The organism is Streptomyces sp. NBC_01363 (assembly GCF_026340595.1).
Classification (GTDB): Bacteria; Actinomycetota; Actinomycetes; order Streptomycetales; family Streptomycetaceae; genus Streptomyces.
Genome location: NZ_JAPEPF010000001.1, coordinates 2,404,694 through 2,418,398, shown reverse-complemented (window position 1 = coordinate 2,418,398; position 13,705 = coordinate 2,404,694). Strand labels below are relative to the sequence as shown.

The window sequence follows — 13,705 nt, the reverse complement described above, 5'->3', positions numbered from 1 at the left end:
GGCGCGGTCAGACGACGGCCGCGCCCGGTGCCGGGGACACCGCGGCCCGTGCGTTCCGGCAGGTGCCCGAGGTGAGCAGGGCCTCGGCCACCTTCTGCGCCGACTCCGCGTCCGCCACCAGGAACGCGGTGGTCGGCCCGGAGCCCGAGACCAGGGCGCCCAGGGCACCGGCCGCGGTGCCCGCGGCGAGGGTGTCGGCGAGCGAGGGGCGCAGGGAGAGCGCGGCGGGCTGGAGGTCGTTGGAGAGCGCCTCGGCGAGCGCGGCGGGGTCGCCGGTGCGCAGGGCGTCGAGAAGTGCCGGGGAGGCTTCCGGTACGGGGACGTCGGTGTCCGCCGTCAGCCGGTCGAACTCGCCGTAGACGGCCGGGGTGGAGAGCCCGCCGTCGGCGACCGCGAAGACCCAGTGGAAGGTGCCGCCGACATCGACCGGGGTCAGCCGCTCGCCGCGTCCGGTGCCGAGGGCGGCGCCGCCGACCAGACTGAACGGGACGTCGCTGCCCAGCTCCGCGCAGATGGCGAGCAGCTCGTCCCGGGTGGCGCCGGTGGACCAGAGGGCGTCGCAGGCCAGCAGCGCGGCAGCGCCGTCGGCGCTGCCGCCCGCCATGCCGCCCGCGACGGGGATGTCCTTGGCGATGTGGATGTGCACATCGGGCGCGATGCCGTGCCGCTCGGCCAGCGCGATGGCGGCGCGGGCGGCGAGGTTCGTCGCGTCCAGCGGGACCTGGGCGGCGTCCGGGCCGGAGCAGGTGATGCGCAGCTCGTCGGCGGGGGTGACGGTGACCTCGTCGTACAGGCCGACGGCGAGGAAGACATTGGCCAGGTCGTGGAAGCCGTCGGGGCGCGGGGCGCCGACCGCGAGCTGGACGTTGACCTTGGCGGGTACGCGGACGGTGACGCTCACTCGCCACTCCCGGTGGGCTTGTTCTCGGCGATGGCGGCGAACTCCTCGACCGTCAGCGCCTCGCCGCGGGCCTGCGGCGAGATCCCGGCGGCGACCAGGGCCGCCTCGGCGGCGGGGGCGGAGCCCGCCCAGCCGGCCAGGGCCGCCCGCAGTGTCTTGCGACGCTGGGCGAAGGCCGCGTCGACGACCGCGAAGACCTCGGCCCTGCTCGCGCTCGTCGCGATCGGCTCCGTGCGCCGGACCAGGGACACCAGACCGGAGTCGACGTTCGGGGCGGGCCAGAAGACGTTGCGGCCGATGGAGCCGGCCCGCTTGACGTCCGCGTACCAGTTGGCCTTCACGGACGGCACACCGTAGACCTTGTTGCCCGGCCGCGCGGCCAGCCGGTCGGCGACCTCGGCCTGGACCATGACGAGGGTGCGCTCGATGGACGGGAAGCGCTCCAGCATGGTCAGCAGGACCGGCACGGCGACGTTGTACGGCAGGTTCGCGACCAGCGCGGTGGGCGGCGGGCCGGGCAGCTCCCGGACCAGCATCGCGTCGGAGTGCACCAGGGCGAACCGGTCGGCACGCCCCGGCATCCGGGCGGCGACGGTGGACGGCAGCGCGCCCGCCAGCACGTCGTCGATCTCGACGGCGACGACCCGGTCCGCCGCCTCCAGCAGCGCCAGGGTCAACGAGCCGAGCCCCGGACCGACTTCGACGACGACGTCGTCCGGGCGGACTTCCGCCGTCCGCACGATCCGGCGGACCGTATTGGCGTCGATGACGAAGTTCTGACCGCGCTGCTTGGTCGGGCGTACGCCCAGCGCGGCGGCCAGCTCGCGGATGTCTGCGGGGCCCAGGAGGGCGTCGGGCTCAGTGGTGCTCACCTGTAAAGCGTAAGGCGCCTCGCGGTTCGCACCCGCCGCCCTGCCGCTCAGTAGTCGAAGGCCCGTGCCGTGTTGTCCGCGATCGCCGCCGCCAGGGTGTCCTCGTCGACCCCCTTCACCTCGGCCATCGCACGGAGTGTGACCGGGATGAGATACGGCGCGTTGGGCCGGCCACGGTACGGGGCGGGCGTCAGGAACGGTGCGTCCGTCTCGACCAGGACCAGCTCCGTCGGGGCGACGGCCAGGGCGTCCCGCAGCGGCTGGGCGTTCTTGAAGGTGACATTGCCCGCGAAGGACATGAAGTACCCGGCGTCCGCGCAGATCCGGGCCATGTCCGCGTCGCCGGAGTAGCAGTGGAAAACGGTCCGCTCGGGGGCGCCCGCGTCGGCGAGGACGCGCAGCACGTCCGCGTGCGCCTCGCGATCGTGGATGACCAGCGCCTTGCCGTGCCGTTTGGCGATCTCGATGTGGGCCCGGAAGGACTCCTCCTGGGCGGCCATGCCCTCGGGGCCCGTACGGAAGTAGTCCAGTCCGGTCTCGCCGACGCCCCGTACGTGGTCGAGCGCGGCCAGCGCGTCGATCTCCGCGAGCGCCTCGTGCAGCGCCGCCTGCCCGCCCGCTTCGCGCGCCCCCTGGCGCGAGGTGCCGTCGGGGTCGCCGTGCACGATGCGCGGTGCCTCGTTGGGGTGCAGGGCGACCGCCGCGTGCACGTTCGCGTGTGCGGCGGCGGTCTCGGCGGCCCAGCGCGAGCCGGCCACGTCGCACCCCACCTGGATCACGGTGGTCACATTGACCGCCGCGGCCCTGGCCAGGCCCTCCTCGACGGTCGCGTCCTGCATGTCCAGGTGGGTGTGCGAATCGGCGACCGGTACCCGGAGGGGTTCGGGCAGCGGCGGGGCTTCGGTACGGCTCATGACGACGATCGTACGAGGACGCGCCGGTGGGCCCCGCTCGCGGTGGAGCCGGTGGGGCTACCTCCGGTGGAAGGGGTGCAGCAGGTCGGACAGGTGCCAGTGGTGTCCGGTGCCCGCGGGGGCGGCGGCCACGGCCTCGTCGCCCTCGTTCGCCGGCCGTGCCGGCCGGGGGTTGTTGTGGAGCAGCTGCTGGACGGTCGAGACCCGGCCGGACCGCATGATGCGGACCACGTGTCCGCCGCAGTTCGCGCAGCTGGGCCTGGACAGGGGGGAGGGAACCCGCTCCCCGTCCGCCTTGTATATGACGAAGGCCTTGTTTGATCCGTCGACGTGGTGCTCTATTTCGTAGGCCTGCTCCCAGCCGTGTCCGCACCTCATGCAGGCGAAGGCGTATGCCTCGTGTGCGGTGGTTGCTGCGATGTCGCTCATGCCCGCTCCTTTGTCCGCCGGACAGGCACTCCGGGCAAGCGCCCCGGAGATTGCGTCCCTGATTCAGTGGACGCCTTTACTGGCAGGAACGCATCGGGCCCTGTCGACTGTTGGAGCGCTTTTGGCCTTCTCGTGGCAGAAAGGTGCGTTGCGCGACTCTGGCTTTGCTTTTTACGCTAGTCCTTTGCCCTCCGCGGGTACGGTTCGCGCCGCATTCTTTGCCGCGACGACCGCGTCGAACACTTCGCGCTTGGGCAGCCCCGCGTCGGCGGCGACGGCGGCGATCGCCTCCTTGCGCCGCTCCCCCGCCTCCTCGCGCACCCGCACCCTGCGTACCAGTTCCTCGGCGTCCAGTTCCTCGGGCCCGGATTCGGCCGCGCCCTCGACGACGACGGTGATCTCGCCGCGTACTCCTTCGGCCGCCCAGACCGCCAGCTCGCCCAGCGGGCCGCGCTTCACTTCCTCGTACGTCTTGGTCAGCTCCCGGCACACGGCGGCCCTGCGGTCGGCGCCGAAGACCTCGGCCATCGCGGCGAGGGTGTCGTCGAGCCGGTGCGGGGCCTCGAAGAAGACCATGGTCCGGCGCTCGTCGGCGACCTCGCGCAGTCGGCCGAGCCGTTCGCCCGCCTTGCGGGGCAGGAAGCCCTCGAAGCAGAAGCGGTCGACGGGCAGCGCGGACAGGGCGAGCGCCGTCAGCACGGCGGACGGGCCGGGGACCGCGGTGACCTTGATGTCCTTCTCCACGGCGGCGGCCACGAGCCGGTAGCCGGGGTCGGAGACGGACGGCATCCCGGCGTCCGTGACCAGCAGGACGCGGGCGCCGCCGGTCAGCGCCTCGACGAGTTCGGGCGTACGGGCCGACTCGTTGCCCTCGAAGTAGGAGACGACCCGCCCGGTGGTGTGGATGCCGAGCGCCTGGGTGAGGCGGCGCAGCCGCCGGGTGTCCTCGGCGGCGACGACGTCCGCCGTCTCCAGTTCGGCGGCAAGGCGTGGCGGGGCGTCCGCCACATCGCCGATGGGGGTTCCTGCGAGTACCAGCGTTCCAGTCGTTCCAGTCACAAGAGCCATCCTCCCAGCACGGGCGACAGCGCTCGCACAGAAGCGTTCCCTACGATGGCGCGGTGACGAGTACTGCGCCCGAAGCCCGACAGGGCCAAGACGCCGGGGAACCGCACGGCGAAGAACCGGCCTCCTGGCAGCAGCGGCTGCGCCGCTTCGGCCATTCGCCCCGGCCCGGGATCGGGCTGCGCGAGCGGCTTGTCCCGCCGTTCACCAGGCCCGGCGCCCAGCTGTGGGCAGTGCTCGGGATCTCCCCGCCGATGGCCGAGCGCCTGGTGCGGTGGTCGGCGTGGGGCGGTCCGCTGCTGGTGGCGCTGGTCGCCGGGGTGCTGCGGTTCTGGAATCTGGGCAGCCCGCACGCGCTGATATTCGACGAGACGTACTACGCCAAGGACTCCTGGGCCCTGATCAACCAGGGGTACGAGGGCGACTGGCCCAAGGACATCGACAAGCTGATCCTCGAAGACCCGTCGAAGGTGCACATCCCGGTGGACCCGGGCTATGTGGTGCACCCGCCGGTCGGCAAGTGGATCATCGGGCTCGGTGAGCACTTCTTCGGGTTCACGCCGTTCGGCTGGCGGTTCATGGTGGCGGTGCTCGGCACGCTGTCGGTGCTGATGCTGTGCCGGATCGGGCGGCGGCTGTTCCGCTCGACGTTCCTGGGCTGTCTGGCGGGCACCCTGCTCGCCGTCGACGGTCTGCATTTCGTGATGAGCCGCACCGCGCTGCTCGACCTGGTGCTGATGTTCTTCGTGCTGGCGGCGTTCGGCGCGCTGCTGATCGACCGCGACTGGGCGCGGCGCAGACTCGCCGCGGCGCTGCCGGTCGACGAGGAGGGGGTGCTGCGCCCCGACGCGGGGGTCGCGGAGAATCTGCGGCTCGGCTGGCGTCCCTGGCGGATCACCGCGGGCCTGATGCTGGGGCTGGCCTTCGCCACCAAGTGGAACGGCCTGTACATCATGGTCGGCTTCGGCCTGATGACCGTGCTGTGGGATGTGGGCGCGCGCCGGACCGCGGGCGCGGTCCGTCCGTACCTGGCGGTGCTGAAGCGGGATCTGCTGCCCGCGTTCGTCTCGACGGTCCCGGTCGCGCTCCTCACGTATCTCGTCTCCTGGACCGGCTGGATCGTCACCGGCAAGGGCTACTACCGGAACTGGGCGCAGACCGACGGCCGGGGCGGCAACTGGACATGGCTGCCGGACTGGCTGCGCAGCCTGTGGCACTACGAGTACCAGGTCTACGAATTCCATGTGAACCTCACGTCCGGCCACACCTACCAGTCCAATCCCTGGAGCTGGATCGTGCTCGGCCGGCCCGTCTCGTACTTCTGGAAGGAACAGCCGGGCTGCAAGGCGTCGGAGACCGGCAAGTGCGCGCGCGAGGTGCTGGCGATCGGGACACCGCTGCTGTGGTGGGCGGCGTGCTTCGCCCTGGTGTACGTGCTGTGGCGGTGGTTCTTCCGGCGCGACTGGCGGGCGGGTGCGATCGCCTGCGGTGTGGCGGCGGGCTGGCTGCCCTGGTTCCTCTACCAGGAGCGGACGATCTTCCTCTTCTACGCGGTCGTGTTCGTGCCGTTCCTGTGTCTCGCGGTGACGATGATGATCGGCGCGATGCTGGGCCCGGCGGCCGGGACCGGGCCGAAACAGGAGCTGGGCCTGATGACCGGCGATCCCTCGGGCGAGCGCCGGCGGACGCTGGGCGCGATTGCGGCGGGCGTCCTGGTCCTGCTGATCATCTGGAATTTCATTTATTTCTGGCCGATCTACACGGGCACGCCGATCCCCGACGGTTCCTGGCGCGACCGGATGTGGCTGGACACCTGGATCTAGCTGGGTGGAACCGTCGAGAGGCCGCAGTCGTCGACTGCGGCCTCTCGACGGTTGCCGGCCGTCATCGGTGTCCGTAGGTTCTCCACGGTGAATCCGATGGAGACCCGGGGCCTCGCGTCGATGACCGACGAGGCCCGAATTCGCTGGGTGGCGCTGGGGGACACGACCCTGAAGCCACCCGTGGTCATGCTCCACGGCGGCCCAGGTCTGCCGGACTACCTGGGCGGCGTCGCCCCGATGATCGCGGACCTCGCGCCCGTGTACCGCTACGACCAGCGCGGCACGGGCGGGTCCCCGTGGCAGGGTCGCCATACCTTCGCCCGGCATGTCGACGACCTCGCTGAGCTTCTCGACGTATGGGACGCGCCTGCGGCCGTACTGATCGGGCACTCCTACGGCGCCACCCTGGCCGGCCGGTTCTGCATGGCCCACCCGGACCGGGTGGCCGCGATGCTGCTGATGTGCGGGCCGTTCGTCGGCGAGTGGCGCACGGGGGACCGGGCGGAACGCGACCGCCGCATGTCCGCGACGCAACAGGAGCGACTCCGCGCGCTGCAGCGGTTGCCGCACCGCACGGAGGACCAGGAAGTCGAGTTGCTCACGTTGTCCTGGTTCACCGACCACGCCGATCCCGAACGCGGTTGGCACTGGGCCGCGCAGGGTGCCCGGCAACGCCGCCCCGTCAACTGGCTCATGAACCGTGACCTCGGCGAGGAAGGACGTGCGGACCCGCTCGACCAGCACCTCGACGAGCTGCGCGGGTGCCTGCCCGCGCGGGTGGAGATCCTCGGCGGTGCCGATGACCCCCGCCCGCTGTCGGCACTCGAATCGCTCGCGCTCCGGCTGGATGTGCCACTGACCCGGGTCGACGGCGCGGGCCACGAACCCTGGCTCGAACAGCCCGATGCCGCACGCGCGCACCTTCGGGGATTCGTGCGGGGCGCGGTGGGCCCGTAGCGCTTCGACCGGGACGCCGGGGCGGGCGGACACCCGTGATGGCGCGCCCGGATGCCCGGATCGGCGTGTTCGCGTCACCCGTATCGCGTTCCGATAACAACCGTCCCGGCCCTCACCACCGTCCCGTAGGGTGCCCAGCAGCATCCCCTTGAACACGTTCAAGGGGGACTCCTGGGGAGGGGGACTGCAGGCATGCGCAGTGGAGCGAAGGTTGCGATAGTCGGCGGAGTGTTCGCGGTCGTGGTCGGCGGGGTGGGCTACGGGGCGTACAACATCCTGGACGGGCTGGGCGGCGGGGGCGGCGACGGTACGGGCAGCAAGTCCGCCTCCGCCGAGGTGAAGACGGGCCCGGTCACCAAGGCGGAGATCGGCGACGCGTCCAAGAAGTTCCTCCAGGCCTGGGCGAGCGGCGACTCGGACACCGCGTCCCAGCTCACCAACAACGCGGCCGAGGCCGGGTCGGTCCTCACGGACTACCGCGAGAGCGCCCACGTCACCGAGGCGGTGATCACCCCGGGCCCCGCGGTCGGCTCGAAGGTGCCGTACACGGTGAAGGCGACCGTCTCCTTCGAGGGCACGTCCAAGCCCTGGTCGTACTCCTCCGAGCTGACCGTGGTGCGCGGACTGACCACCGGCAGGCCCCTGGTGGACTGGTCCCCCACCGTGATCCACCCGGACCTGACGGACGGCGCGTCGCTCAAGACGGGTGAGGCGGCGGCCCCGTCGATCGAGGCCGTCGACCACAACGGCAGGGCGCTCACCAAGGAGAAGTACCCCTCCTTGGGCTCGATCCTGGACGCGCTGCGCGAGAAGTACGGCGAGAAGGCCGGCGGCACCGCGGGCATCGAGACCTGGATCGAGGGCGCGGACGCGGGCAGCCCGGACAAGACCCTGCTGACCCTCACCAAGGGCAGGCCGGGCAAGCTGCGGACCACCCTGGACGCCAACGCCCAGGCGGCGGCCGAGATGGCCGTGAAGAAGTTCAGCCAGGCCTCGGTGGTCGCGGTCCAGCCGTCCACGGGCGCGATCCGCGCGGTCGCCAACAACCCGGCCACCGGCTTCAACGCGGCGATGCAGGGCAAGCAGGCGCCCGGTTCGACGATGAAGATCGTGACGGCGGCGATGCTGATCGAGAAGGGCCTCGCCTCGGCCGACCAGAAGATCGAGTGCCCGCCGACCGCGACGTACTACAGCCGCACCTTCAAGAACCTGGACGACTTCTCCATCCCCGACGGCACCCTGACGACCAGCTTCGCCCGCTCCTGCAACACGGCCTTCATCAAGCTGATCGACGACACGAAGGACGACGCGGCGCTCGCCAAGGAGGCCCGCGACGTCTTCGGGATCGGCCTGGACTGGCAGACCGGCGTCGTCTCCTTCGACGGCAGCGTGCCCGAGGAGACCCAGGGCGAGGCCGCCGCGCAGTACATCGGGCAGGGCACGGTCCAGATGAACGCCCTCAACATGGCGTCCATCACCGCCACCGCGAAGACCGGCACCTTCCACCAGCCGATCATCGTGGCCCCGGAACTCGACGGCCGGCCGATCGCCACCGCGTCCCGTTCACTGCCCGGGTACGTATCCCAGCAGGTCACCAACATGATGCGCCAGACCGCGAGTTGGGGCACCGGAAGGAATGCCATGGCCTCGGTCGGCGGCGACAAGGGTGCCAAGACGGGCTCGGCGGAGGTGGACGGCCAGGCCACGTCCAACAGCTGGTTCACCGGCTTCAGCAACGACCTGGCCGCCGCCGCGGTCGTCCAGTCCGGCGGCCACGGCGGCGACGCGGCGGGCCCGGTGGTCGCGGCGGTCCTTCGCGCGGGGTCGTGAGATGACTGCTGCCGGGCCCCGGGGGTCGCGCACGTTCGTGCTCGGAATGTGCGCGTCCGTGGGCGGAATCGCGGGTGCGGTCAGGGGCGCGGCGGACGGTATGGGGCTTCTCAAGGTCCTCGGGATGCTGGCCGTAGGGGTGTTCGGGGTGCTGCTGACCGTCGGCTGCGTGGTGAATTACGCCAAGGAGCGGTGACCGTCGCCCCGCGCGCGTGGAACCCCGTCGCATGCCCCGCACGGGGTTCGCTAGCGTGCGGGGCATGAGCACTTCCGATGCCACCGCCGCCGAAGCCCACCCCCGATTCGCCGAGGCCCTGCGGGAGTTGGGACTCGATGTCGAGGTCCGCAGGTTCCCCGAGGCCACCCGTACCGCCGCCGAGGCCGCCGCCGCGATCGGCTGCGAGCTGAGCGAGATCGTCAAGTCGCTGATCTTCGAGGCCGACGGGTCCCCCGTGCTGGTCCTGATGGACGGCTCCTCGCGGGTCGACGTGGAGCGGGTGCGCGCGGAGCTGGGCGCCGGGAAGGTCAAGCGGGCCGGGGCCGATCTGGTCCGGGAGACGACCGGGTACGCGATCGGTGGCGTACCGCCCTTCGGGCACCGTACGAAGACCCGGGTGCTGGCCGACCGGGGGCTGCTGGACCACGGCGTGGTGTGGGCGGCGGCGGGCACCCCGCACACCGTCTTCCCGCTGGACCCCACGTCGCTGATCGGGCACGCCGGCGGAACCGTGGTGGACGTGCGCGAGCAGTCGAAATGACGCCGCTGGTCGCGTTCGCGGTCCTGATCGCGGCGGTCACGCACGCCAGTTGGAACGCCATCGCGCACGCGATCAAGGACCAGCTCCTCTCCTTCACCCTGATCTCCGGCGGCGGTCTGCTGATCGGCGCGGCCGCCGCCTGCTTCGTCCCGTTCCCGGCCGCCGGGGCCTGGCCGTATCTGCTGGTCTCGGCCGCGCTCCATGTGGCGTACATGCTGCTGCTGATGCGTTCGTTCACCCTGGGCGACTTCGGGCAGATGTACCCGATCGCCCGGGGCACGGCGCCGCTGGTGGTGACGGTCCTCGCCGCGGTCTTCGTCGGCGAGCACCCGGACGGCTGGGCCACCGCCGGAGTCGCGGTGGCCTCGGCGGGGCTGGTCGGGCTGGCCCTCTGGGGCATCCGGGGCTCCGGCAGGCGCCCCGACTGGCCGGCCCTGCTGGCCGCCCTCGCGACCGGCCTGGCCATCGCCGGGTACACCACGGTGGACGGCGTCGGCGTCCGCGCCTCCGGCACCCCGCTCGGCTACATCGCCTGGCTGATGATCCTGGAGGGCCTGGCCATCCCGGCCTACGCGCTGTACCGCCGCCGCGCCGAACTCCTGCCCGCCCTCCGCCCGTTCGCCGTACGCGGACTGCTGGGCGCGGCCCTGTCGGTGACGGCGTACGGCCTCGTCCTGTGGGCCCAGACCCGGGCGGCACTGGCCCCGATCGCGGCCCTGCGGGAGTCGTCGATCATCGTCGGAGCGGCCATCGGGACGCTGTTCTTCAAGGAGCGGTTCGGCGCACCGCGGATCGCGGCGGCGGGGCTGATGGTGGTCGGCATCGGGCTGATGCTGCACACGAGTTGAGCACGACGGTGCAGGGGCGGCTTCAGGGGCGGTACGGATCCGGAGTCCGCACGCTGAGAGTTCTCACCCATGCCTCTCCCCGCCATGGGCGTTGCGTCGTGTGGGTAGGTCGCTTTCGCAGCTCCGCCTCCTACGGAAGGACATCCCGTGACAGCCGAATCCTCTCGCTGGTTCAAGTCCTCCTACAGCAGCAACGGCGGCGACTGCGTCGAGGTCGCCGCCAACCTCGTCGCCCCGCACGGCATCGTCCCCGTTCGCGACTCCAAGAACCCCGGCGGGCCCGTGCTGCACACCTCCCCCCACCTCCTTCGCCAGCTTCGTCGCGGGCGTCAAGGCCGGGGAGTTCGGCGCCGTCTGACCTGGACCGACCCCACACCGCCCCGCCGTGCCACGCATGGCGGGGCGGTCGGGCGTCCGGAAGCCGATGCTCCGGGTCCCGCCGCGCTCAGCTCACCGGGACCGGCGCCGGGCGGGTCGGCGTTTCCCCGGTAGCCGACGTCTCCCCGGCCGCCGGGGCTGCCGGGGCTGCCGGGGCCGTCGGCCTGGCGGCCGGGCGCAGGAGCACGGCGCAGGCGAGGGCGGCCAGCAGGGCGAGCGAGGCCGAGACGGTCAGGCACAGCCGCATGCCGTCGAGGAAGGAGTCGCCCAGGGCGGTCAGGGCCGGTCCGGTGGCGGCGTCCAGGTCGAGCCCGGCCACGGCGCCGAGTCCCTGCTCGCGGGCGGTGTCGAGGACGCGGGCACCGGCCTCGGCGGGCACCCCCGCGTCGGCGAGGCGGCCGGGCAGCGCGTCGAGGGCCTGGGTGGTCAGCAGGGCGCCGAGCACGGCGGGGCCGAGGGCTCCACCGACCTGGCGGAAGGCGTTGCTCCCGGCGGCGGCCATCCCGGCCAGGTGGTACGGGACGGAGGACACCGCGGAGGCGGTCATCGGGGTGAGCACGGCGCCCATGCCGAGGCCCAGCAGGGCCAGCCGCCAGACGATCGAGCCGTAGGAGGTGTGGGCGTCGACGCCGGTCAGCGAGAGCATCGCGCCCGCCGAGACGACCAGGCCCGTGGTGATCAGGACCCGGGCAGAGACCCGGTGCATCAGGCGTCCGATGGGCGCGCCGACGACGAGGGCCACCCCGGACACCATCACCATCCGCAGCGCCGCCTCGATCGTGGTCAGGTGCTGGACCATGCCGAAGTAGAGACTCAGCACGAAGAAGAAGCCGATCAGCCCGAGGAAGCTGATCATGGCGACCAGGGCGGTGGCGGTGAAGGCCGGGCTGCGGAACAGCGCCAGGTCGAGCATCGGGCTCGCGCTGCGGCGCTCCACGGCGACGAAGACGGCGGCGGATACCGCGCCGAGCACCAGGGCCGTCACCACGGCGGGCTCGCCGAAGCCGTCCGCGCCGCCCTCGATCACGCCGTAGACGACCGCGGTGACCGCGACGGCCGCACTGATCTGTCCGGGCCAGTCGAGCCGGCGGCCGTGCGGGGCGCGCGAGTCGGGCAGCAGGAACGCCGCGACAACCAGCACGATCAGGGAGACCGGCACGGGCAGGAGGAAGATCCAGCGCCACGCGACGTGCTCCAGCAGCGCACCCGCGATCAGCGGGCCCACGGCGAGCGAGGCCATCAGGGACATGACCCACAGGCCGATGAACCTGCCCCGTTCCCGGTGGTCGGGGACCGCGTGGCTGATCAGGGCCAGCGTCGTGGGCAGCAGCGCCGCCGCCCCCAGCCCGGAGACGGCCTGCCCTGCCCACAGGGCCTGCACCGAGTCCGAGGACAGCGAGATCGCCGCGCCCAGCGCACAGAAGGCCATGCCCGCCTGGAAGACCCGCTTGCGGCCGTGGACGTCGCCCCACACCCCGGTGGTCAGGATCAGCGCGGCCATCGGCAGCACGAAGGCGTCCGAGACCCAGGACAGCTGGGACGTGGAGGCGCCCAGAGCCCGCTGGACGGCCGGCAGGCTCACCGACACGGTGGTCACGGGGAGGTAGGCGACGAAGACGCCCAGGCAGGCCATGACGAGCGTGACGCCCCGCCCTGATCTGTCCTGTGTCGTTGCGGAATTCACGAAGAGGTTCCTTCTGCTGCGGAGGTGGGTGCCGCGCGGGCACCGGTTGCGATGTGAGCACCGCCGTCCGGCGTGCGCCCGCTCCCGGGCGCACCGGCGTACCACCGCGTTCCGCGCGGTCCGCCGGATCACCCGCAAAGCCGCCGACCAGCTTCGCCCCGACCGTCGATGAATCCCCAAGCGATCCCGGCGAACGTCATGGAACCTCCGGATGGAGCGCCGCCTATGTGACCATTCATCCATGCCTGACGATCTGGACCGCAAAATCATCCATGGGCTGAACTGCTCGCCGCGGGTTTCCTTCCGCCGCCTCAGCGAGGTCGTCGGGGTGTCCGAGCAGACCGTGGCGCGCCGCTACAGCGCCCTGCGCCGCGGCGGCGTCGTCCGCGTCGTCGGGCTGAGCAGCCCCGCCGCCCACGGCCGGTCCGAGTGGATCGCGCGGCTGCGCTGCCGCCCGGACGCCGTGGGGCCGCTCGCGGATTCCCTGGCCCGCAGGCCGGAGGTCGCGTACACGAGCATCGCGTCGGGCGGTTCGGAGATCATCTGCATCATCCGTTCGCCCGCCGGGACCGCCGGCGACGACGTGCTGCTGCGGCAGCTTCCCCGGGCGGCCTCGGTCCTCGACCTGAACGTCGATCTTCTCGTCCACGCCTTCGGTTCCCCGGACACGGCCGGCTGGACCGGGCGGGAGGGCTCGCTCACCGAGGAGCAGGTGCGGCTGCTGACTGCGGAGCGCCCCATCCCCGCCGGGCCCCCGCTCACCCCGACCGAGGTGGACCGCCCGCTCCTCGAAGCGCTGGCGGAGGACGGCCGCGCCTCCCACACCCGGCTCGCGGAGGCCACCGGCTGGTCCAAGCCGCGCGTGGCCCGTCGGCTGGAGGCCCTCGAAACGACCGGCTCGCTGGTCTACGACATCGACACCGTGCCCGAACGCCTCGGCTACAAGCTCAACGCCACCCTCTGGCTCCAGGTCGACCTGCCTCGGCTCCAGGAGATCGGCGAGGAGCTCAGCGGGCACGACGAGTGCGCCTTCGCCGCCGCCATCAGCGGCAAGCACAACATCATGGCCGTGGTCATCTGCAAGGACACCCCGGACTTCTACCGCTACCTCAGCGGCCGCTTCGCCCGTACCGAGGGCATCAGGGGCTACGAGATCAGTGTGCGCGTGCGCCGCCTCAAGCAGGCCGCCTCCCTCATCCTCAACGGGCGGCTCATCCACCCCGCGCTCGCCTGACCCGGGCGCGGG

The 13,705-nt window shown here is 72.0% G+C and carries 13 protein-coding genes and 1 pseudogene; 8 read left to right on the top strand and 6 right to left on the bottom strand.

The features are described 5' to 3' along the window. Positions 1–7: 7 nt before the first annotated feature. From OG611_RS11335 to rsmI, 5 genes are all read right to left on the bottom strand, one after another. A complete protein-coding gene (locus OG611_RS11335; protein WP_266418273.1) occupies positions 8–901 on the bottom strand; it encodes a 4-(cytidine 5'-diphospho)-2-C-methyl-D-erythritol kinase in 894 nt (297 codons plus the stop codon). After that, complete coding sequence (rsmA, locus tag OG611_RS11330; RefSeq protein ID WP_266418270.1) at positions 898–1,773, bottom strand: 16S rRNA (adenine(1518)-N(6)/adenine(1519)-N(6))-dimethyltransferase RsmA; 876 nt, start codon at positions 1,771–1,773, stop codon at positions 898–900. The genes OG611_RS11335 and rsmA overlap by 4 nt, the downstream gene beginning before the upstream one ends. Positions 1,774–1,820: 47 nt before the next feature. Then, on the bottom strand, positions 1,821–2,687 hold the full coding sequence (locus OG611_RS11325; RefSeq protein WP_266418268.1) for a TatD family hydrolase: 867 nt from the start codon (positions 2,685–2,687) through the stop codon (positions 1,821–1,823). A gap of 57 nt (positions 2,688–2,744) precedes the next feature. Beyond that, a complete protein-coding gene (locus tag OG611_RS11320; RefSeq protein WP_266418266.1) occupies positions 2,745–3,116 on the bottom strand; it encodes a hypothetical protein in 372 nt (123 codons plus the stop codon). Between the two features lie 171 nt (positions 3,117–3,287). Further along, positions 3,288–4,184 carry a 16S rRNA (cytidine(1402)-2'-O)-methyltransferase gene (gene rsmI, locus OG611_RS11315; RefSeq protein WP_266418264.1) on the bottom strand — a complete coding sequence of 299 codons (897 nt, stop codon included), beginning with the start codon at positions 4,182–4,184 and terminating at the stop codon, positions 3,288–3,290. A 53-nt stretch (positions 4,185–4,237) separates the two neighbouring features. Between rsmI and OG611_RS11310 the strand changes: the two genes are divergently transcribed. From OG611_RS11310 to OG611_RS11280, 7 genes and pseudogenes are all read left to right on the top strand, one after another. Next, positions 4,238–6,004: a dolichyl-phosphate-mannose--protein mannosyltransferase gene (locus tag OG611_RS11310; protein WP_266418262.1), complete on the top strand. Its 1,767-nt coding sequence runs from the start codon at positions 4,238–4,240 to the stop codon at positions 6,002–6,004. Between the two features lie 96 nt (positions 6,005–6,100). Further along, positions 6,101–6,961 carry an alpha/beta fold hydrolase gene (locus tag OG611_RS11305; RefSeq protein WP_266418260.1) on the top strand — a complete coding sequence of 287 codons (861 nt, stop codon included), beginning with the start codon at positions 6,101–6,103 and terminating at the stop codon, positions 6,959–6,961. 192 nt (positions 6,962–7,153) lie between these two features. Next, positions 7,154–8,791: a penicillin-binding transpeptidase domain-containing protein gene (locus OG611_RS11300; protein ID WP_266418258.1), complete on the top strand. Its 1,638-nt coding sequence runs from the start codon at positions 7,154–7,156 to the stop codon at positions 8,789–8,791. 58 nt (positions 8,792–8,849) lie between these two features. After that, entirely contained in the window at positions 8,850–8,987 is a 138-nt protein-coding gene (locus OG611_RS11295; protein ID WP_266418256.1) for a hypothetical protein, read from the top strand. Between the two features lie 64 nt (positions 8,988–9,051). Then, a complete protein-coding gene (locus OG611_RS11290; protein WP_266418254.1) occupies positions 9,052–9,549 on the top strand; it encodes a YbaK/EbsC family protein in 498 nt (165 codons plus the stop codon). Further along, on the top strand, positions 9,546–10,397 hold the full coding sequence (locus tag OG611_RS11285) for a DMT family transporter (protein WP_266418252.1): 852 nt from the start codon (positions 9,546–9,548) through the stop codon (positions 10,395–10,397). The genes OG611_RS11290 and OG611_RS11285 overlap by 4 nt, the downstream gene beginning before the upstream one ends. A gap of 147 nt (positions 10,398–10,544) precedes the next feature. After that, a pseudogene (locus OG611_RS11280) lies at positions 10,545–10,755 on the top strand (DUF397 domain-containing protein). An 87-nt stretch (positions 10,756–10,842) separates the two neighbouring features. On the opposite strand, the gene OG611_RS11275 reads toward OG611_RS11280, so the two are convergent. Further along, positions 10,843–12,408: an MFS transporter gene (locus OG611_RS11275; RefSeq protein WP_266425759.1), complete on the bottom strand. Its 1,566-nt coding sequence runs from the start codon at positions 12,406–12,408 to the stop codon at positions 10,843–10,845. A 292-nt stretch (positions 12,409–12,700) separates the two neighbouring features. Here OG611_RS11275 and OG611_RS11270 point away from each other — a divergent pair, with 292 nt between their 5' ends. After that, entirely contained in the window at positions 12,701–13,693 is a 993-nt protein-coding gene (locus tag OG611_RS11270; protein ID WP_266418250.1) for an Lrp/AsnC family transcriptional regulator, read from the top strand. Positions 13,694–13,705: the final 12 nt, after the last annotated feature.